The 20645-nt window shown below is 66.4% G+C and carries 19 protein-coding genes; 17 read left to right on the top strand and 2 right to left on the bottom strand.

The features are described 5' to 3' along the window. Positions 1-382 precede the first annotated feature (382 nt). From IPF36_RS27170 to IPF36_RS27125, 10 genes are all read left to right on the top strand, one after another. Positions 383-1999 (top strand): MFS transporter, encoded by a 1617-nt coding sequence (locus tag IPF36_RS27170; protein WP_135703694.1) that lies wholly within the window; start codon positions 383-385, stop codon positions 1997-1999. Between the two features lie 164 nt (positions 2000-2163). Beyond that, positions 2164-3381, top strand: a complete 1218-nt coding sequence (locus IPF36_RS27165; RefSeq protein ID WP_135703693.1) for an ABC transporter substrate-binding protein — start codon at positions 2164-2166, stop codon at positions 3379-3381. A gap of 8 nt (positions 3382-3389) precedes the next feature. Beyond that, positions 3390-4163, top strand: a complete 774-nt coding sequence (locus tag IPF36_RS27160; protein ID WP_135703692.1) for an ABC transporter ATP-binding protein — start codon at positions 3390-3392, stop codon at positions 4161-4163. Next, positions 4160-4897, top strand: coding sequence for an ABC transporter ATP-binding protein (locus IPF36_RS27155; protein WP_133095363.1), 738 nt, complete (start codon positions 4160-4162; stop codon positions 4895-4897). The genes IPF36_RS27160 and IPF36_RS27155 overlap by 4 nt, the downstream gene beginning before the upstream one ends. A 12-nt stretch (positions 4898-4909) precedes the next feature. Continuing rightward, on the top strand, positions 4910-5794 hold the full coding sequence (locus IPF36_RS27150) for a branched-chain amino acid ABC transporter permease (RefSeq protein WP_133095364.1): 885 nt from the start codon (positions 4910-4912) through the stop codon (positions 5792-5794). Further along, positions 5794-6837 carry a branched-chain amino acid ABC transporter permease gene (locus IPF36_RS27145; RefSeq protein WP_135704016.1) on the top strand — a complete coding sequence of 348 codons (1044 nt, stop codon included), beginning with the start codon at positions 5794-5796 and terminating at the stop codon, positions 6835-6837. The genes IPF36_RS27150 and IPF36_RS27145 overlap by 1 nt, the downstream gene beginning before the upstream one ends. A gap of 82 nt (positions 6838-6919) precedes the next feature. Continuing rightward, positions 6920-7225 carry a non-heme iron oxygenase ferredoxin subunit gene (locus tag IPF36_RS27140; RefSeq protein ID WP_133095365.1) on the top strand — a complete coding sequence of 102 codons (306 nt, stop codon included), beginning with the start codon at positions 6920-6922 and terminating at the stop codon, positions 7223-7225. An 11-nt stretch (positions 7226-7236) separates the two neighbouring features. Beyond that, on the top strand, positions 7237-8517 hold the full coding sequence (locus tag IPF36_RS27135; protein WP_195431458.1) for an NAD(P)/FAD-dependent oxidoreductase: 1281 nt from the start codon (positions 7237-7239) through the stop codon (positions 8515-8517). A 12-nt stretch (positions 8518-8529) separates the two neighbouring features. Further along, a complete protein-coding gene (locus IPF36_RS27130; protein ID WP_195431456.1) occupies positions 8530-9819 on the top strand; it encodes an aromatic ring-hydroxylating dioxygenase subunit alpha in 1290 nt (429 codons plus the stop codon). A gap of 37 nt (positions 9820-9856) precedes the next feature. After that, positions 9857-10372 (top strand): aromatic-ring-hydroxylating dioxygenase subunit beta, encoded by a 516-nt coding sequence (locus tag IPF36_RS27125; RefSeq protein ID WP_195431450.1) that lies wholly within the window; start codon positions 9857-9859, stop codon positions 10370-10372. A 94-nt stretch (positions 10373-10466) separates the two neighbouring features. On the opposite strand, the gene IPF36_RS27120 is transcribed toward IPF36_RS27125, so the two are convergent. Together IPF36_RS27120 and IPF36_RS27115 are read right to left on the bottom strand one after the other, a co-directional pair. Beyond that, positions 10467-10997 (bottom strand): MarR family winged helix-turn-helix transcriptional regulator, encoded by a 531-nt coding sequence (locus IPF36_RS27120; RefSeq protein WP_133095369.1) that lies wholly within the window; start codon positions 10995-10997, stop codon positions 10467-10469. 111 nt (positions 10998-11108) lie between these two features. Then, positions 11109-11780, bottom strand: coding sequence for an ankyrin repeat domain-containing protein (locus IPF36_RS27115; RefSeq protein ID WP_133095370.1), 672 nt, complete (start codon positions 11778-11780; stop codon positions 11109-11111). Positions 11781-12251: 471 nt separating this feature from the next. Between IPF36_RS27115 and IPF36_RS27110 the strand changes: the two genes are divergently transcribed. From IPF36_RS27110 to IPF36_RS27080, 7 genes are all read left to right on the top strand, one after another. Continuing rightward, entirely contained in the window at positions 12252-12461 is a 210-nt protein-coding gene (locus IPF36_RS27110) for a hypothetical protein (RefSeq protein ID WP_133095371.1), read from the top strand. Between the two features lie 34 nt (positions 12462-12495). Then, positions 12496-13188 (top strand): intradiol ring-cleavage dioxygenase, encoded by a 693-nt coding sequence (locus IPF36_RS27105; protein WP_135703688.1) that lies wholly within the window; start codon positions 12496-12498, stop codon positions 13186-13188. A gap of 385 nt (positions 13189-13573) precedes the next feature. Further along, complete coding sequence (locus IPF36_RS27100; protein ID WP_133095408.1) at positions 13574-14617, top strand: TRAP transporter substrate-binding protein; 1044 nt, start codon at positions 13574-13576, stop codon at positions 14615-14617. Positions 14618-14636: 19 nt separating this feature from the next. Then, on the top strand, positions 14637-15263 hold the full coding sequence (locus tag IPF36_RS27095) for a TRAP transporter small permease subunit (RefSeq protein WP_133095373.1): 627 nt from the start codon (positions 14637-14639) through the stop codon (positions 15261-15263). Continuing rightward, positions 15260-17176 (top strand): TRAP transporter large permease subunit, encoded by a 1917-nt coding sequence (locus IPF36_RS27090; RefSeq protein ID WP_135703687.1) that lies wholly within the window; start codon positions 15260-15262, stop codon positions 17174-17176. Before IPF36_RS27095 ends, IPF36_RS27090 begins: the two co-directional genes overlap by 4 nt. A 37-nt stretch (positions 17177-17213) precedes the next feature. Beyond that, entirely contained in the window at positions 17214-18704 is a 1491-nt protein-coding gene (locus IPF36_RS27085; RefSeq protein WP_135703686.1) for an MFS transporter, read from the top strand. 530 nt (positions 18705-19234) lie between these two features. Continuing rightward, positions 19235-20638, top strand: coding sequence for an HlyD family secretion protein (locus IPF36_RS27080; protein WP_135703685.1), 1404 nt, complete (start codon positions 19235-19237; stop codon positions 20636-20638). Positions 20639-20645 lie beyond the last annotated feature (7 nt).

Below are 20645 nucleotides of genomic sequence, written 5' to 3'. Positions count from 1 at the left end.
CCTCGTTAATTGCTCAGTACACTGATTAGTTTCGGATTCTAGTCAGCGGATTTTCAAAAGTCCAGACGCCGCGCGGAGGGTTAACACCTATAACGATGGCCGGGGGCGCTCAGTACACTGATTCCAGATGCTCAGTATGCTGACAATATGAAATAGCCATTTAATTCGGGCTTTCCGGCGCCTTCGCTAGACACCACGCGGCGCCGGTGTTGGCCCGCATTTTGCTCAGCATACTGCGTATCTCATCAGCATACTGACTGATGCACCGGCAGGATGCGGCGCTGCACATTGGCGGGTCATGGATGACCCTCACCACCGGCGCCGGCACCTCCGGGAAGCAAACAAACAATAGAGACAACGGCCTGACCAAGGAGCCCCCGCCATGACGATCAGCCTGACCCGCGCCAAAACACGCGCCGAAACGCGCGCCCCCGCCTCCGGCATGACCGCCGAAGAACGCAAGGTCATCCTTGCCTCATCCTTCGGCGCCCTGATGGAGTGGTACGACTTTTACATCTACGCGGCGCTGGCGGTGTACTTCGGCGCACTGTTCTTTCCGCCGGGCAATGAAACGGCCGCCTTCCTGGCCAGCCTGGCCACCTTCGGCGCCGGCTTCCTGATCCGGCCGGTGGGGGCGCTGCTGTTCGGCCGCCTGGGCGACCTGATCGGCCGCAAGTACACCTTCCTGGTCACCATCCTGCTGATGGGCGTGGCCACGGTGGGCGTGGGCGTGCTGCCGACGTACGGGCAGATCGGCATCACTGCCACGGTGCTGCTGGTACTGCTGCGCTTGCTGCAGGGCCTGGCGCTTGGCGGGGAAGTGGGCGGAGCGGTCACCTACGTCGCCGAGCACTCGCCAACAAGCAAGCGGGGCCTCTACACCAGCTCGCTGCAGACCACCGCCACGCTGGGGCTGCTGTCCTCGCTTTTCGTGGTCTACCTGCTCAAGACCTTCCTGACCGAGGCGGAGTTCCGCGCATGGGGCTGGCGTATCCCGTTTATCGTGTCGCTGGTGATGCTGGTGATCTCGGTCTATATCCGCGGCAAGCTGCATGAATCGCCTGTGTTCGCGCGCATGAAGGCGGGCAACGCCACCTCGAAGTCACCGATCCGCGAAAGTTTCACACAGTGGCAGAACCTGAAGTCGGTGCTGCTGCTGTTCGTGGTAGCCGCCGGGCTCGGCGCGATCTTCGGCACCGGCCACTTCTACAGCATGTTCTTCCTCAACAAGACGCTGCACGTGCCCATCGAAACCGTGCACAAGCTGATCGCGATCGCACTGGTGGTGGCCACGCCCTGCTACCTGTTCTTCGGCTGGCTGTCGGACCGCATCGGCCGCAAGTACATCATGATGGCGGCATGCCTGCTGGCTGCGCTGTGCACCCAGCCGGTGTTCAAGGGACTGACTCACTACGCCAATCCGGCGCTGGAGCAGTTCCAGCGGCAAGGCACGGTGCAGGTGACCGCCGGCGACTGCAAGGCGCGCCTGTTCGGCGAGCCGGTGTCGGCCTGCGACAAGATCCGCGGCTACCTGACCGACCTGGGCGTGGGCTACACCTTCGTGCCTGCCAGCGATCCGGCACAGGCGGAAGTGCGGATCGGCGAGCGCACGCTGCAGGGCTTCGACCGCGCCGGCATCAAGGGCGCGCTGATCGAGGCCGGCTGGCCGGAGCGCGCCGATCCCGCCAGCATGAATACGCCGATGGTGTTCATGCTGCTGCTGGTGCCGATCCTGTTCCTGGCCATGGTCTATGGTCCGATGGCCGCCTTCATGGTCGAGCTGTTCCCGGCCAGGGTGCGCTACACCTCGCTGTCGCTGCCCTTCCACCTTGGTGCGGGCTGGGTCGGCGGCATGCTGTCGTTCGTGGTCACGGCGATGAACGTGTCCAGCGGCGACGTGTACTTTGGCCTGTGGTATCCGGTGGTCATCGCCGGACTCGCCTTCGTCATCGGCATGGTGTTCGTGCCAGAGACGCGAGGCCGTGACCTGTCCACCTGAGCTGCTTCCCGGCGCAATTGCAGGGCGGAGAAATCCGCCCTTTTCATCGGCACATATTCAGCATGCTGACTTGTTTCCCGAGCGAGCACGGCGATGGCGCCCGCGTCGGGCGAATGCAGCCGTCGCCAACTTCCATCCCTTCGCGCAGACAACCTGGAGCCCCCATGTCCACCTCTCGCATCCTCCGCACCCTTGCCGCGTCATCCGCCCTGCTCGGCCTGGCGCAGGCCACGCCCGCCCTGGCCGACGCCAGCGGCGTGAAGATCGGCGTCATCACCGATATGTCCGGCTCCTATGCCGACCTGTCCGGCAAGGGCTCGGTCGTCGCCGCCCAGATGGCCGTCGAGGAGTTCGGCGGCAAGGCGCTGGGCAAGCCCGTCACGGTGCTGTCCGCCGATCACCAGAACAAGGCCGATATCGCCTCGTCGCTGGCGCGTCGATGGTTCGATACCGACGGCGTCGACATGGTGATCGACTTCCCCAACTCATCGACGGCGCTGGCGGTGCAGGAAGTCGCGCGCCAGAAGCAGAAGATCGACATCGTCTCCACCGGCGGCGCCATGGCGCTGACCAACCAGAACTGCTCGCCCACGGGGTTCCACTGGGCCTGGGACACTTACTCGGTGTCGTATCCGCTGGTCCGGCGCCTGATCGACCAGGGCCGCAACAGCTGGTACTACATCACGGTGGACTACGCCTTTGGCCAGTCGCTGGAAGCCGATTTCCGCAAGGCGGTGGATGCCGGCGGCGGCAAGAACGTGGGCAGCACGCGCCATCCGCTCAATGCCAGCGACTTCAGCAGCCCGGTGGTCGCGGCCTCGGCGTCCAGGGCCAAGGTAGTGGTGCTGGCCAATGCCGGCAATGACATGATCAACGGCGTCAAGGCCGCCGGCGAGTTCGGCCTGATCAAGGCGGGCCAGACGGTCATCACGCCGTCCACCTTCATCACCGATATCAAGAGCCTGGGCCTGCCCGCCGCGCAGGGCCTGACCTATGTCGATCCGTTCAGGCTCGACCTCGACGCGAAGTCGAAGGACTTCGTCGAGCGCTACTACAAGCGCCACAAGGCGTATCCCACGCACGGCCAGATCGGCGTCTATTCCGGCGTGCTGCACTACCTGAAGGCCGTGGAAGCCGCCAAGACCGTCGAGGGCCCCGCGGTGGCGGACAAGATGCGCGCGCTGCCCGTCAACGACGCCTTCGTGCGCAATGGCAAGGTCCGGATCGATGGCCGCATGGTGCACGACATGTACCTGGCCCAGGCCAAGACGCCGGCGGAATCGAAAGGCCCGTGGGACCTGGTCAAGTACATCGGCACGATCCCCGGCGACGAGGCCTTCCGCCCCCTCTCCGCCAGCGAATGCCCGCTGGTCAAGAAGTGAGCGCGCCAATGCCTGAGCAAGACGTGATCCTGCGCACGCAGGGGCTGACCAAGGCGTTCAAGGGCTTTACCGCCGTCAGCCATGTCAGCCTGTCGGTGCGGCGGGGCTCGATCCATGCGCTGATCGGGCCCAATGGCGCCGGGAAGACCACCTGCTTCAACCTGCTGACCAAGTTCCACGATCCCTCGTCGGGCTCCATCCATTTCAACGGTGCCGACATCACCGCGCTGCGCCCGGCGCAGATCGCCCGCATGGGCGTGATCCGTTCGTTCCAGATTTCCGCGGTGTTCCCGCAGCTGACCGTGCTGGAGAACGTGCGCATCGCGCTGCAGCGCAAGCTGGGCACGTCGTGGCATTTCTGGCGCGGCAGGCGCTCGCTGTCGCAGCTGGATGCGCGCGCCATGGAGCTGCTGGACGACGTGGGCCTGGCCGGCTTCGCGCACCTGGGCACGGCCGAACTGGCCTATGGCCGCAAGCGCGCGCTGGAGCTGGCCACCACGCTTGCCACGGATCCCGAGCTGATGCTGCTGGACGAGCCCACGCAGGGCATGGGCCATGAGGACGTCGAGACGGTGACCGCGCTGATCAAGCGCGTGTCGGCGGGACGGACCGTGCTGATGGTGGAGCACAACATGAGCGTGGTGTCGTCGATCGTCGATCGCATCACGGTGCTGCAGCGCGGCGCCGTGCTGGCCGAGGGCACGTATGACGAGATCTCGCGCAATCCGCAGGTGAAGGAAGCCTATATGGGAACCACGGAAGACCAGCAGGAGGCCGCATGACCGCAACCGCCACCCCAGCCCTGGAACTGCGGGGCCTGCATGCCTGGTATGGCGAATCGCACATCCTGCACGGCGTCGACCTGTCGGTCCAGCCGGGCGAAGTGGTGACGCTGCTGGGCCGCAACGGCGCGGGACGCACCACCACGCTGCGCGCCATCATGGGCCTGGCCGGCACGCGCAAGGGGTCGGTACGCGTATTCGGCAAGGAAACTATCGGCATGAAGACGCACCGCATCGCGCCGCTGGGGCTGGGGTATTGCCCGGAGGAGCGCGCCATCTTCGCCAGCCTGTCGTGCGAAGAGAACCTGATGCTGCCGCCGGCTTTCGAGGCAGGGCCGGGCGCGACGGGGCTGCGCGAGCCCATGTCCGTTGCAGAGATCTACGAAATGTTCCCCAACCTGCATGAGCGGCGCAAGAGCCAGGGCACGCGCATGTCGGGCGGCGAGCAGCAGATGCTGGCGGTGGCGCGCATCCTGCGCACCGGCGCCAGCGTACTGCTGCTCGACGAGATCTCCGAAGGGCTGGCGCCGGTGATCGTGCAGAAGCTGGCGAAGATGATCGCCACGCTGCGCCGCCGCGGCTACACCATCGTCATGGTGGAGCAGAACTTCCGCTTCGCGGCACCTCTGGCGGACCGCTTCTTCGTGATGGAGCACGGCCGCATCGTCGAGGCCTTCGGTGCCGGAGAACTGGAACGGAAGATGCCCGCGCTCAATGCCCTGCTGGGCGTGTAAGGAGACCTTGTCATGGAATTGTTTGGAGTGCCCCTGCCCGCGCTGCTGAGCCAGCTGCTGCTGGGGCTGGTCAACGGATCGTTCTACGCGATCCTGAGCCTGGGGCTGGCAGTGATCTTCGGCCTGCTCAACGTCATCAACTTCGCGCATGGCGCGTTGTTCATGCTCGGCGCTGTGCTGGCCTGGATGGGACTGAACTACCTCGGCATCAACTACTGGGTGATGCTGCTGCTGGCGCCGCTGGTGGCCGGCGCGCTCGGCGTGGTTCTGGAGCGCACCATGCTGCGCCACCTGTACCGCTTCGACCACCTGTATGGGCTGCTGCTGACGCTAGGCATCTGCCTGCTGATCGAAGGCTTGCTGCGCTCGGTCTACGGAGTTTCCGGCCTGCCCTACCCTACGCCGCAAGCGCTGACCGGTGTCAGCCAGCTCGGTTTCATGGTGCTGCCCAACTACCGTGCCTGGGTCGTGGTGGCTTCGCTGGCAGTGTGCTTTGCCACCTGGTACATGATCGAGAAGACCCGGCTGGGCGCGTACCTGCGCGCCGGCACCGAGAATCCGCGCATGGTCGAGGCCTTTGGCGTCAACGTGCCGCTGCTGGTGACGCTGACCTATGCCTTCGGCGTGGGCCTGGCGGCGCTCGCCGGCGTGCTCGCCGCCCCGGTGATGCAGGTGTCGCCGCTGATGGGGCAGAACCTGATCATCACGGTGTTCGCGGTGGTGGTGATCGGCGGCATGGGCTCGATCCTCGGCTCGATCTTTACCGGCCTGGGGCTGGGTGTGTTCGAAGGCATTACCAAGGTCTACTACCCCGAAGCTTCCGCGACCGTTGTCTTCGTCGCCATGGTCTGCGTGCTGCTGGTGCGGCCGGCCGGTTTGTTTGGAAAGGAGAAATGATGGCAAGCCCCACTTACGCAACGCGGCCGCTGCTCGCGTACGGACTGGTGCTGGCAGCACTGCTGCTCGCGCCCTGGCTGGGCGCCTACCCGGTGCTGGTGATGAAGCTGCTGTGCTTCGCGCTGTTCGCCTGCGCCTTCAACCTGCTGCTGGGCTATACCGGGCTGGTGTCGTTCGGCCATGCCGCCTTCTTCGGCGGCGCGGCCTACGCCTGCGGCTACGCGATGAAGTCGCTGCAGCTCACGCCGGAACTGGCGCTGCTGGGCGGCACCGCCTTCGGCGCCCTGCTGGGGCTCGTGTTCGGCGCGCTGGCGATCCGCCGCCAGGGCATCTACTTCGCCATGATCACGCTGGCGCTGGCGCAGATGTTCTACTTCTTCTGCCTGCAGGCACCGGTCACCGGCGGCGAAGACGGCATGCAGGCGGTGCCGCGCGGCGAGCTGTTCGGCGTGTTGCCGCTGGCGTCCGACCACACCATGTACTACGTCGTGCTGGCGATCACCGTGGCTGCCTTCCTCGGGATCATGCGCATCGTCAACTCGCCCTTCGGGCAGATCCTGCGGGCGATCAAGGAGAACGAGCCGCGCGCGGTCTCGCTGGGCTATGACGCGGACCGGTTCAAGCTGCTGGCGTTCGTGCTGTCCTCGGCGCTGGCGGGGCTGGCGGGGGCGCTCAAGACGCTGGTGCTGGGCTTCGCCACGCTGACCGATGTCCACTGGATGATGTCGGGCTCCGTGATCCTGATGACCCTGGTCGGCGGCATGGGCACCCTGTCCGGCCCGCTGGTCGGCGCGCTGGTCATCGTCGCGCTGGAGAACAAGCTGGGGGATGCGGGCAACGCGCTGGCGGCGATGACCGGGATCGGCTGGTTCGATACGTTGGGCGAGTCGGTGAGCATGGTGACAGGGCTGATCTTTGTGGTCTGTGTGCTGACATTCCGCCGCGGCATCATGGGCGAGATCCTGGCGCGGTCGCAGGCACGTCCGACGCTGCAGCACAATGCCGCGGCTACGCCAGGGACGGCACGCACCAGCCAGGGTTAACGAGGATATTTCGCGCCCAAAACATCAGTACACTGATCTCATATATTCAGCATACTGACAAATTAGATTCACGGAGATGACCATGGCATGGATTCACATCGATGCGGCCGACACGCTGCAGAACGACGAGGTGATGCCGCTGACGCTGGGCGATCGCCAGCTTGCCGTCTATCGCAGCGATGACGCGTACTTTGTCACCGACAACGTCTGCACGCACCAGTACGCGCTGCTGTCGGACGGCTACCTGGAAGACGGCTGCATCGAATGCCCGCTGCACCAGGCCCGCTTCGACATCCGCACCGGCAAGGCGATGTGCGCGCCCGCCACCGGCGATATCCGCACCTACCCGGTCAAGATCGAAGACAGCCGGGTGTGGGTCGAGCTGTAAGGGAGCCGGTCATGACACAGCACACGCCCATCCTGATCGTCGGCGCCGGCCAGGCCGGGGCCATGGCCGCCGCCGCGCTGCGCGGCCTTGGCTATGGCGGCCGCATCGTCATGGCAGGCGGCGAACGGCACGCGCCATACGAGCGCCCGCCGCTGTCCAAGTCCGTGCTCGCCGACGCCGGACAGGACGGCAAGATCGGCGTGCACCCCGCCAGCTTCTATGCCGACCAGGGCATCGAGCTGCGGCTCGGCACCTGCGTCACCGCGCTCGATGCCGCGCGGCAAGTCGCGCACCTGGCCGACGGCAGCGCCATCGGCTATGGCGCCTGCCTGCTCGCCACCGGCGGCAATGCCCGCGCGCTGCCCGCGCTGCCGCCCGGCACGCCCCATGTGCATTACCTGCGCTCGCTGGATGACGCGGCGCGCCTGCGCGACGCCATGCAGCGCGCAGGCGAACTTGCGGTGATCGGCGGCGGCTTCCTTGGCCTGGAGACCGCTTCGACCGCTGCAGGCATGGGCCTGAAGGTCACGCTGGTCGAGAGCGCGGACCGCCTGCTGGGTCGCGCGCTGCCGCCGGAGCTTGGCGCATGGCTGGCGGATCGGGTGCGGGCGCAAGCCGTGACCCTGCGTCTTGGTTGCGGCATCGCTCACTGCGATGTCCAGGGCGATGGCGTGCAAATGCGGTTCGACGACGGCTCCGCGCTGCCCGCTCCGCTGGTGGTGGTCGCGATTGGCCTGATACCGGAAGTGGCGCTCGCCGCCGGCGCTGGCCTGGCGCTGCATCCGCAGAATGGCGGCATCCAGGTCGACGAACAGTGCCGCACCAGCGCGCCGTCAATCTATGCCGCTGGCGACTGCTGCAGCCAGTACCAGCCGCTGTTCGGCGCCGAGATGCGGCTCGAGTCCTGGCAAAGCGCCAATGAACAGGCGCGCATCGCGGCGGCGGCGATGCTGGGCGTGGCGGCGGAGCCCGCGGCGCTACCGTGGTTCTGGACCGACCAGTTCGGATGCAACGTGCAGATGCTCGGCGCCGCGCATCCGGATATCCGCTATGCCTGGCGCGGTATCGCGGCCCACGATGCCGCCGCCCCGAAGTTCATGCTGCTCGGCACCCGCCACGGCCGCCTGCGCCATGCCATTGCCGTGAATGCCGGCGGCGACCTGCGCCAGCTGCGCGCACTGGTCGGACACGACGTCTCGGCGCATCTGGCACGCCTGTGCGACGACACATTGCCGCTGCGGCAGGTCGTCCGCGAACGGCAGGCGGAAGCAGACAGCTCCATCACACTCTGAGAGGACTCCCACATGTACCAGACACAAGCGGTGATCCAGCACACGCTGGGCAAGAAGAACCCGGGACTGGATGAATGCCGATGGCCCGAGGACGGACTGCACTACATCCCGGACTGGGTCTACACCAGCCAGGCCGTCCATGACCTGGAGCTGCAGAAGATCTTCCGCGGCCGCTCATGGAACTATGTCGCGCTAGAAGCCGAGATCCCGAACGCCGGCGACTTCAAGCGCTCGTATGTCGGCGCGACGCCGGTGGTCGTGTCGCGCGCCGAGGACGGCTCGATCCATGTCTTCGAGAACCGGTGCGCGCACCGCGGCGCGGAGTTCTGCCGCCACAGCCAGGGCAATGCCAAGGAATTCGTCTGCCCTTACCACCAGTGGTCCTACGATCTCAAGGGCAACCTGCAGGGCGTTCCGTTCAAGCGCGGCGTCAACCGCGCCGGCGGCATGCCCCGGGATTTCCGCAACGAAGACCACGGGCTGGTAAAGCTGCACGTGGCGACGCGCAACGGCGTGATCTTCGCCTCCTACGCAGCTGACATGGAAAGCCTGGAAGACTACATGACGCCGGAAATCCTGAAGGATTTCGACGTGGTCTTCAACGGCAAGCCGCTCAAGGTGCTCGGCTACTACAAGAACGAACTGCCGTGCAACTGGAAGATGTACCACGAGAACCTGAAGGACCCTTACCACGCCACGCTGCTGCACTCCTTCCTGGTGGTGTTCGGCCTGCTGGTGGCGGGCAACGAGTCGGCAATGATCGCCGACCCCGTGCACGGCCGCCACGGCACCATGGCATCGGCCAAGAAGGAGGACAAGTACGCGGCCGTCAGCGACGAGAACAAGAAGGAGATGCGCTCGTACCACGAAGGCATGCGCCTGGAGGACGAGCGCTTCCTGGAGTACGTGCGCGAGTTCGACTCGCCGTGGTCGGTGACGATGCAGACGATCTGGCCGAACCTGATCGTGCAGCGCGAGATGAACACGCTGGGCGTGCGCCAGATCGTGCCCAATGGCCCGGACAGCATGCTGATGCTGTGGACCATGTTCGGCTACGAGGACGATACCGAGGAAATGACGCAGCACCGCCTGCGCCAGGGCAACCTGATGGGCCCCGCCGGCTTCCTCGGTCTGGAGGACAACGAGGCGATGAAGTTCGTGCAGGAAGGCGTGCGCCGCTCCAGCAGCGACCTCAACGTGCTCAAGCTTGACGCGCAGCAGGTCGGCACGTCCAGTTCCCTGATCTCCGAATCCGCGATCCGCGCGATGTACCAGTACTACCGCGGCGTGATGGGGTTCTGAGGGCGGCCTGACGGGAATCCAAAAGCATATGAAACCGATGAACTACTCCCTCTATCGCGAGAGCACCCTCGGCACCGCGCGCGCGATCGAACTGCGGCTGGAGATCGATGCCTTCCACGCGGACTATTGCGCGGCACTGGACGCCGGCGTGGTCGAGCGCTGGCCGGGCTTCTTCACCGACGATGCGCTTTACCGCATCACCGCGCGCGAGAACGCCGAACGCAACCTGCCCGTCGGGCTGGTCTATGCCGAAGGCATCGGCATGATGCGCGACCGCGCCGCGGCGATCGCCAGTACGCAGATGTTCGCGCCGCGCTACAACCTGCACCTGGTGACCAATACGCGGGTCAGCGATGAAACCGCCGACGGCGACATCGTGGCGCAGGCCAACTTCATGCTGTTGCAGACGCTGGTGGAGGGGCCCACCACGATCCATCTCGCTGGCACCTATCACGACCGCTTCCGCCGCCAGGGCGGCAGGCTGCTGCTGCGCGAGCGCCAGGTGGTGTACGACACCACCATCATTGCGAACGACCTGGTCTATCCGGTCTGAGGCAGCTGACAGGTCAAACCGGCGATGGTGGTCTCCCCTCTGCCGCAAGCGGGAGAGGGGAGCAAACCGACGCCCGCCGTTGTTGCTTACTTCATTACATGCTCCGCAGCACCGTGCGGCTGTACTGGTTGTTGGCTTCCACCAGCGTCGCCAGCAATTCCATGAACACCTCCCGCTGCGCCGGCTTCAATGGAGCCAGCATGCGTTCCTGCGCGCGCGCCATGTCGGCGCGCAGCGACGTGACCACGCTCTTGCCTTCGCGCGTCAGGTGGACATGGCGCGTGCGCCGGTCCGCGGGGTTCTCGCGGCGCTCGACCAGGCCGCGGTCTTCCAGCCGGCGTACCACGTCCATCGTCGTGGTCCGGTCCAGTCCCACTTCCTGTCCAAGCGAAGTCTGGTCCAGTCCCGGCAGCACCGACAACACGGTCAGGATGGCGTACTGCACCGGCGTGATATTGGGCGCCTTGCACTCCTCGAAGAACATCGCCACGTGGATCTGATGAAGCCGCCGCACAAGAAACCCGGGACGTGCCCAGAGCAACTCCTTGGCGGGATCCGCTTCCGGCACCGCAGTTGCCGTACTGCCGTTTTCACTCGTTGCGCTGCGCTTTGCTCTCGGAGACATCGCCTTCACCATTTTGTATGCACACTGACAGTATATATGAGGCACGGTGAAGACGACTCGCCCTGAACGGGCCAACAGCGCGTCGCGTGGATGGCCCGAAGCGCCGGCGCCTCAGCGCGCGCCAGCGGCGCTGAGAATGCGCTCGATCTGCGCATGGCCGCGCTGGCGCGCATGCTGCAGCGGGGTGACGCCCTCGCCGTCGGCGAGATTCACATTGGCGCGCGCCTGCACCAGCAGGCGTACGATCTCGGTATGCGCGGCGCCGCCGTTGCCGAGGATGATGGCCTCGAGCAGCGCCGTCCATTTCAGCCGGTTGACATGGTCGACGTCCACGCCCGCCGCGATCAGCATGCGCACGGTCTCGACATGCCCGCGCTCGGCGGCGGGAATCAGCGCGGTGCCGCCGTAGCGGTTGGTGCTGCGCAGGTCTGCGCCGTGGGCCAGCGCCATGCGCAGGATCTCGTTGTGGCCGCGCGCGCCGGCGTAGAGGTAGGGGCTGTCCTGGATCGCATCCTTGGCATTGACGTCGGCGCCGGCCTCGATCAACGCCTTTGCCGCCTGCACCTGGTTGTGATGCGTGGCGACCAGCAGCGCGGTACGTCCCTGCGCGTCGCGGGCGTCGATGGTAGCGCCGCTGGCAAGCAGCGCCCGCACGCGTGCGGCGTCGCCGCTGGCAGCGGCGGCATGGAGTTCGGTGGCCGGCAAAGCGCCGGCCGCGGAGGAAACGTGGGTCAGCATGGCAATGACAAAGGCAAGGCAGAGGAGCAGGCGCGCGGCCAGCATGCAGGAACTCCGTGCGAAATGAGAATGAGAAGATAGCGGCCATGGTCGCGCAGCAGGAGCGGCCTGGCCGCGCATTCTGTCACGCCGGCACCGCGCGCCGGAAGTTAAGGTTCTGAATGGGATCCAGTGCCAAAGCGAATGGCTGGCCGCGTGTGTCACTGGCCAAGCCCACGCCACCGGCATGGCCATCACACTGTCATCGTCGCTGGCCGATAATGGCTCCGACACCGGTGCCCGCGAGGCAACTTGTAACGGCAAGTACTGGCAAGGAACCGTGCGCCACCGGTGCCGTCAAACAAGCTAGCCGCTTGAGACCGGACATGCCACCGGGCACCGCGCTGCAGCATTCGTGCCGCAACGCAGCACGCACGGCCGCACGTGCCAGGGTCTCCACGGCGCGCTTCTTCGCGCGGGCGCCGCGTGCGCCCTGCAGACTCCCAGCAAACGCCCCCTCTAGCCAAGGAGATGAACGTGCTGAGCCCGCATGAATTTGCCACGCTATTGCTATTGAGTGACGGCCCCGACTCCCTCGATTCGAGCGATTCCCGCCAGATAGATCCCACCGACCTGAAGGCCCTGGTCGAAAAACAATTGGTCCAGCTGGAAGTCCTGCACGGTTGCCGGCAGGAACCGCGCATCACCAGCCACGGCTATTCGATGCTGAAAGCCATGGGACGCTGAGGCGTCCCGCCCATCACCCAACCGGCTGACCCACATGGACGTGCGCCCTGCCGCCGGTATTGTCGGGACAGCCCATTCCGACACCGCGCGCCGCCGCTTCCTGCAAGAACTTGCGGGCCTGCTCGCGCTCGTCGGCGCCGGCACCGCAGGAGCGCAGGCGCCGGCAGCGTGCCTGCTCACCCCCGAGGCAACCGAAGGACCCTTTTACCTTGACGACGCGCTGCTGCGCGCCGACATCCGCGACGGCCGCCCCGGCCAGCCGCTGCGGCTGCGGCTGCGCGTGGTCGAGGCACGGCGCGGCTGCGCGCCCGTCCAGGGCGCGCTGGTCAGCGTGTGGCACTGCGACGCCAGTGGCAGCTACAGCGGCGAGAGCGCCACCAATCGCCAAACCCGCTACCTGCGCGGCGTGCAGCCCACCGGCGCCGACGGCGTGGCGACGTTCACCACGATCTATCCCGGCTGGTATCCGTCGCGCGCCATCCATATCCACTTCAAGGTGCTGCTGGCGCACGCGGAAGTCCTGACCAGCCAGCTGTATTTCGACGATGCGCTCAGCCGCCAGGTGCTAGGCAGCCACCCTGCCTACCGCGCGCATGGCGTGCCGACGCGCCCAACCACAGGGGATCCGATTGCCGGCAGCAGACCCAGCACTGTGCGCGTGAACCAGCCCGGGGAAGCCGGCGGCGCGCTCGAGGGGGAGTTCACGATAGGGATTGTGCGCGCCTGAATCTTGCGGCAATGCCGCATCGGCGTCCGCGCTGCAACGCCAAAGTGAGCCAGCCCTCACCGCCCGGGTAATCCCTACATTGTGGTTCTCTGTCCATTTCCTACCATGAAGGGAATCAAGGGCCACCCTGCGCAGCGCGAGCGCAGCCTCCTGGTCCAGCGCTTTCCCGATTTTCCCGACTTTTCCGGTGTTCAAGACAGTGGCGAGCTGCCTCGGCCCATGGCCGGCGCTCGCGGTCATCCACCCACACATGGAGGCAATCATGGCATCCAGGACGAGGAAAACGCAGGCGAAGCAGGCTGCTGCGGAGACTGGCGGCGGGGGTGGCGTCTCGCGGCGCGGCTTTCTCGGCGGCGCCGCCGGGGCAGCTGCCGGCGCTGCGGCAATGGGATTCCCCGCGGTCGTCAAGGCACAGGGCCCGATCACCATGCGCTGGCAGAGCACATGGCCGACCAAGGACATCTTCCACGAGTTTGCCGGCGATTTCGTCGCCAAGGTGAACAATATGTCGGGCGGCGACCTGAAGATCGAACTGCTGCCCGCCGGCGCGGTGGTCAAGGCGTTCGACCTGATCGATGCCGTCAGCAAGGGCACCCTCGACGGCGGCCACGGCGTGATCGCGTACTGGTACGGCAAGAACTCCGCCCTGGCGCTGTGGGGCTCCGGCCCCGCCTGGGGCATGGATCCGAACATGCTGCTGGCCTGGCACAAGTACGGCGGCGGCAAGCAGCTGCAGGAAGAGATCTACCGCAGCCTGAACCTCGACGTGGTCTCGTTCCTGTACGGGCCGATGCCGACGCAGCCGCTGGGCTGGTTCAAGAAGCCAATCACCAAGCCGGAGGATTTCAAGGGACTGAAGTTCCGCACGGTCGGTCTGTCGATCGATATCTTCACCGGGCTGGGCGCCGCCGTGAACGCGCTGCCCGGCGCCGAGATCGTGCCGGCCATGGACCGCGGCCTGCTCGACGCCGCCGAATTCAACAATGCCAGCTCCGACCGCGCGCTGGGCTTCCAGGACGTGTCCAAGGTCTGCATGCTGCGCAGCTTCCACCAGGCCTCGGAGCAGTTCGAAATCCTGTTCAACAGGAAGCGCTATGACGCGCTGCCCGCCAAGATGAAGGCGCTGATCGCCAACGCGGTGGAAGCGGCCTCGGCGGATATGTCGATGAAGGCGATCGACCGCTATTCCAAGGACTACCAGGCGCTGCAGGCGCAAGGCGTGAAGTTCTACGCCACGCCCAACTCGGTGCTGCAGGCACAGCTCAAGGTCTGGGACGAGATCGTGGCGCGCAAGGAAAAGGAAAACCCGATGTTCAAGAAGGTCAACGACTCGATGAAGGCCTTCGCGCAACGCGCCACCCGCTGGCAGAACGACACCAACGTCGACTTCCGGCTGGCGACAAGCCACTACTTTTCCAAGCGCAGCTGAGCGGCGCCGGGGCACCATCGTGCAACGCCTGCTGTTCGGCATCGACCGGGTCAGCACCTTCGTCGGCCAGGCCGGCTCGTGGCTGATCATCGCGCTTACGCTGATGATCAGCTACGAGGTGTTCTCGCGCTACGCGCTCGGCGCTCCGCACGCGTGGGTGTTCGATGCCAGCAACATGATGTACGGCACACTGTTCATGCTGGCCGGCGCCTACACGCTGGCCAAGCGCGGGCACGTGCGCGGCGATATCCTGTATGGCTTCCTGTCGCCGCGCATGCAGGCGGCGATCGACCTGGTGCTGTACCTGGCCTTCTTCTTTCCCGGTGTGATCGCGCTGGCCTGGGCCGGCATCGACTTCTTCGAGGTCTCGCTGGCGCAGAACGAACACTCATCGATCGCCGCCGACGGCCCGCCGATCTACCCGTTCAAGGCAGTCATCCCGATTGCCGGCGCGCTGTTGCTGTTGCAGGGAGTGGCCGAGACTATCCGCTGCATCCTGTGCCTGCGGCGCGGGCAATGGCCGCCGCGCGAAGGCGATGTCGAGGAAGTGGACGTCGACAAGCTTAAGGAAATGGTGCAAGGCACGCCGACCGCCGAGCTGGTTGACACGCCCCCGCCACCCCACCGCGAGGACGCCGCGCGATGAGAAAGGAACTCTGGTTCGGCGTGACGCTGATGGCGCTGATTGTCGGCGCCGTGATCTGGTTCATGCCCGCGCCCGGCGACTGGACCAACGGGCATCTCGGCCTGCTGATGCTGGCGCTGATCGTGGTGGCGATCATGCTGGGCTTTCCCACCGCGTTCACGCTGATGGGCATGGGCGTGCTGTTCTCATGGCTGGCCTATCGCCACGCCAACCCCGAGATCGCGGTGCAGCAGACGCTGGACCTGATGGTGCAGCGGGCCTATGCCGTCATGACCAATGACGTGCTGATCTCGATCCCGCTCTTTGTCTTCATGGGCTACCTGGTCGAGCGCTCCAACCTGATCGAGAAGCTCTTCCGCAGCCTGCACCTGGCGCTGGCCTGGATTCCCGGCTCGCTGGCGGTGGCCACGCTGGTGACGTGCGCGATCTTCGCGACCGCCACCGGCATTGTCGGCGCGGTGGTCACGCTGATGGGCCTGCTGGCATTTCCCGCGATGCTGCGCGCCGGCTACAGCACGGCGCTGTCGGCCGGCGCGGTCACTGCCGGCGGATGCCTGGGCATCCTGATCCCGCCGTCGGTGCTGCTGATCGTGTATGGCGCCACGGCGGGCGTCTCGGTGGTGCAGCTCTATGCCGGCGCGTTCTTCCCGGGGCTGATGCTGACCGGCCTCTACATCCTGTACATCCTGCTCATCGCCAAGCTCAGGCCGCAAATGGCGCCGCCGCTGCCCGAAGACGAACGTGCGGTGCCGCTGCCGGCACTGGCCGGCACGCTGCAGGCTGGCGGCGCGGTGCGCGCACTGCCCGCCTTCGGCGCCGGCATGCTGCGCGCACTCAAGGGCCCGCGCAATGCAGACGTATCCACCGCGGCGTTCGCGCGCCAATTGGGCATCGTCTTGCTGCCCGCGCTGGCCGTGGCAGTGATCATGGGCACGTTGTACGAGGCCATCACCGCGCCCGCCGCCAGCGTCGCCGCCGAAGCGCCGCTGGCGCTGGGCGGTGCCGAGGAAAGCAGCGCGCCGCTCGATGAGCTGCAGGCGCCGCCGGAGGAAACTCCGATCCCACCGGGGACCGTGCCGGCACCGGCGGCGGATACGACCGCCGCCGCGGCTTCCGCGCCGCAGGATGTACAGCCGGCGCCCGCAGCGGCCGCGGCATCACCCGCGCCGCGCTGGTTCTGGGTCACGCTAGGTGTGGTCGTGGTGCTGATGGTCTATTTCTACTGGCGCTTCAGCTTTGCCCGGCTGGAGATCTTCAAGATGCTGCTGTCGTCGTTCTTCCCGCTGGCGCTGCTGATCCTGGCGGTGCTGGGCTCGATCGTTTTCGGGCTGGCCACGCCGACAGAAGCGGCCGCGGTGGGATCGCTGGGCGGCGCGTTGCTGGCAGCCGCCTATCGCCAGCTCAATTTCCGCGTGGTCAAGGAATCGGTACTTCTGACGGCCAAGACCAGCGCCATGGTGTGCTGGCTGTTCGTGGGCTCGTCGATCTTCTCGGCGGCGTTCGCGCTGCTGGGGGGGCAGGCGCTGGTCGAGCAATGGGTGCTGTCGCTGAACCTGTCGCCGGTGCAGTTCATGATCCTGGCCCAGATCATCATCTTCCTGCTCGGGTGGCCGCTGGAATGGACCGAGATCATCATCATCTTCATGCCGATCTTCATCCCGCTGCTGGATAACTTCGGCATCGATCCGCTGTTCTTCGGCCTGCTGGTGGCGCTGAACCTGCAGACCGCGTTCCTGTCGCCGCCGGTGGCAATGGCCGCGTTCTACCTGAAGGGCGTGGCGCCGCCGCACGTGACGCTGAACCAAATCTTCCTCGGCATGCTGCCATTCATGGGCATCCAGCTGATCGCGCTGGCAATGCTGTACGTCTTCCCCGGCATCGGCCTCTGGCTGCCCACGGTGCTGTACCGCTGAAGCCGGGGGGGCGCCGCGGCGCCTATACTGGTTGGCAATGCCGAACGCAACGCCAGCCGATAGCGCGCTCGCCACCCTTCCGCTCGATACCGCATTCCGCACCGACATCCCCGGGCGGCTGGACCGCCTGCCTTGGTCGCGCTGGCACTGGCGCGTCACCATGGCGCTGGGCATTGCCTGGGTGCTCGACGGGCTCGAAGTCACGCTGGTGGGTTCGGTCGGCGCCGTGCTGGAGCGTCCGGACACGCTGGGGCTAAGCGCGACGCAGGTCGGCTGGACCGGCTCGCTCTACATCCTCGGCGCGGTCATCGGCGCGCTGGTCTTCGGCCGCATGGCCGACCGGCTCGGGCGCAAGCGGCTGTTCCTGGCCACGCTGGCGGTCTATATGCTTGCGACGCTGGCCACCGCGTTCGCGCCGGGCTTTGCCTTCTTTGCCGCTTGCCGCTTCCTGACCGGGCTGGGCATAGGCGGCGAATACGCGGCAATCAATTCCGCCATCGACGAACTGATCCCCGCGCGCGTGCGCGGGCGCGTCAACCTGGCGATCAACGGCAGCTTCTGGCTCGGCGCGGCATTGGGCGCGGGCCTGAGCCTGCTGCTGCTCGATGCGCGCGTGCTTGGGCCGGTATGGGGCTGGCGCGCTTGCTTTGCGCTGGGCGCGCTGCTGGCAGTGGCGATCGTGCTGGTGCGCCGGCACGTGCCCGAGAGTCCGCGCTGGCTGGCCACGCACGGACGTCTGGAGGAAGCCGAGCGCGTGGTCGCCACGATCGAAGCCGAGGTGCGCGCGAGCCATGGGCCGCTGCCGCCGGTTGCTTCCGATTGCGCCGCGGTCGCGATGCGCCCGCGCGCTGCCCCCGGCGTGGGCGAGGTCTTGCGCCTGCTGCTGCGGCGCTATCGCCAGCGCAGCACGATCACGCTGGCGCTGATGGTGGCGCAGGCGTTCTTCTACAACGCCATCTTCTTTACCTATGCGCTGGTGCTGACGCGCTTCTACCACGTGCCGGAAGCGAGTGTGGCGCTCTACATCTTCCCGTTCGCGCTGGGCAATGCCGCCGGGCCCTTCCTGCTGGGCCCCCTGTTCGACCATATCGGACGCCGGCGCATGATTGCCGCGACCTATGTGCTTGCCGGCATCGGGCTGGCGCTGACCGGCTGGGCCTTTGTCGAAGGCTGGCTCGATGCGCGCGCGCAGGCGTTGTGCTGGTCGGCCGTGTTCTTCCTGGCTTCGGCGGCAGCGAGTTCCGCCTATCTCACCGCCAGCGAAGTGTTCCCGCTGGAAATGCGTGCCCTCGCGATCTCGGTGTTCTACGCCCTCGGCACGGGCACCGGTGGCTTTATCGCGCCATTGTTGCTGGGTGCGTTGATCGAGAGCGGCAGCCGCGAGGCGGTGGCAGCGGGCTATGGCCTCGGTGCGGCACTCGTCACCATCGCTGGCCTGTTGGCGTTGCGTTATGGCATCGATGCCGAACGGCGTCCGCTGGAACAAGTCGCGCCGCCGCTTGCTGCGGATGATCACCCGCAACGGTAAGCCAGCGCTTAGTCAGCGCCTGTCCGAAAGTCTGCAGCCCGCGCCAGACAACGTTCCCGGCCCCTGCGCGCGCCCGTCGCGTCTTGCTGTCGCAACTGCCATTATGAAGGCCGTATTAAGCAGGACTAGGACCTCCCCTTACACATTCTTACAGCAAGCCAAGGGGCAACTGACTAGCCTTAACTCACGCGCGGCGGCCTGAGTGCATGAATCTTAGCGTCAACAGGCTGCCACCTCGTGGCCATCGCCTTGCTGCTCGCAGCAGCGATCGGCCATTGTTCAACGCTGCCCGAAACAGACCGGGCAAATCCACGGACCGGACCGAGGTCCGATGCAAAGTGCGCCGCAGCGGCTGACTGCCTCAGCGCGCGTGCTGCAGACAACAAGCTGAATTGGGGACTAGCAGGCCCGGGCATCGCGCGACAGCTCTTGCGCGACGCCACGCGCTTGCCTGCGAATTTGCTCGTCCGGCATGCGTTGCGTGCAGCCGGAAGGGACGCTTTTGACTTGCTTGCCGGAGAACAACGACCATGGCCGACCAGCGCAACAACCCACCTCCGCCTTCCACACACCCGCCGCGTAACACGCTGGCCCCCGCATCGCAGCGCCAGCCGCACGGTGACGGGGTGGTCCAGCGCCAGCAGCCGGTCGCCATACCGCTGTGGCATATCGTGCCGCGCATGGCCGGCTATGGCGTGGTGCTGTTCATTGTGTGGGCGGTGCTGACGATTATGTTTCCGAATGTGTTTACGCGTTCGTCGGAGCGTGCCGTGATCAATAGTCCCGTCAGCCTGGTGACCTCGCCGGTCGAAGGCATCGTCATGCAGCAGAAGGTGGCAGCGGGCCAGAGCTTCACCGCCAACCAGCCGCTGATGGTGGTGCAGAACCCGAACATCGACCGCTCGCTGCTGGTCGAGCTGACCGGCAAGAAGCTCGATACGCAGCAGCGCTACGATTCCGCGCGGGCGCGGCTGGAATCGAACCGCCGGCTGATGGGCGCCACCGAGCAGGACCTGCAGCGCTACAACAGCGCCGCGCAGCGCGAGCATGCGACGCGCGTGCGTGCGCTGCAGGCGCGGCTGGCGTCGGCCACCGCGCAGGAGGACCAGCAGCAGGAGGTCGTCAACCGCAACCAGAACATGCAGTGGGCAGGCGCGGTGAGCGAGGCCTACACCAATGCATCGCGCTACCAGTTGTCGATGCTTACCAACGCCAAGGCCGCGGTGAAAGCCGAACTGGACAGCGCCGTCGGCGAAAGCGAAGCGTCGCGCAACAAGGTCTATGCCTCGTCGGCGGACGGCCCCAGCGCTTCTCTGTCGCAGCGGCGCCAGGCGCTGAGCGCCGAATCCGCGCAGCTGACCGCCGAACTGGAGCAACTCGAGGCGTACGGCAAGTCAGTCGACGAGCTGCTCGCCACCGAGCAGCAGCGCATCGACCGGCTGTCCAACCTTGAGATCCGCTCGACCGAGGCCGGCACCATCGAAGACCTGATCGCGCAACCCGGCATGCGCGTGGCAGCGGGCGCCACGCTGGCACGCGCCAGCAACTGCGCGCAGACGCGCGTGGTGGCGGTATTCCCGCGCAGCCTCAGCGACAACCTGTTGCCGGGGGCGCGCCTGAACGTGCATGTCGACGGACTGCCGGCGGCGCTGCCGGCATCGGTGGCGGAGGTCCTGCCGCGCGCGCCCGACGGCGACCAGGCGCGCTACTTCGTGCCGTTCCCGCCGATCGAGAAGAACGAGATCTACGTCATCGCCAAGCTCGACCGGCCGCTGGGCAAGCTGCCGGACAAGCCGAATGCGGCCGCATCGGCGACCACGGCCAGCGCGGGCGGTACCGCACCGGCGACCTCGGGCCACTGCGGCATGGGCCGCTGGGCACGCGTGACGCTTGATCAAAGCTGGCTGGGGCAGCTGCGGGCATCGCTGACTTGAGCCACCG

The sequence above is a fragment of the Cupriavidus sp. IK-TO18 genome, from assembly GCF_015549295.1.
Classification (GTDB): Bacteria; Pseudomonadota; Gammaproteobacteria; order Burkholderiales; family Burkholderiaceae; genus Cupriavidus; species Cupriavidus oxalaticus_A.
This window is presented reverse-complemented; position numbering and strand designations above follow the sequence as displayed.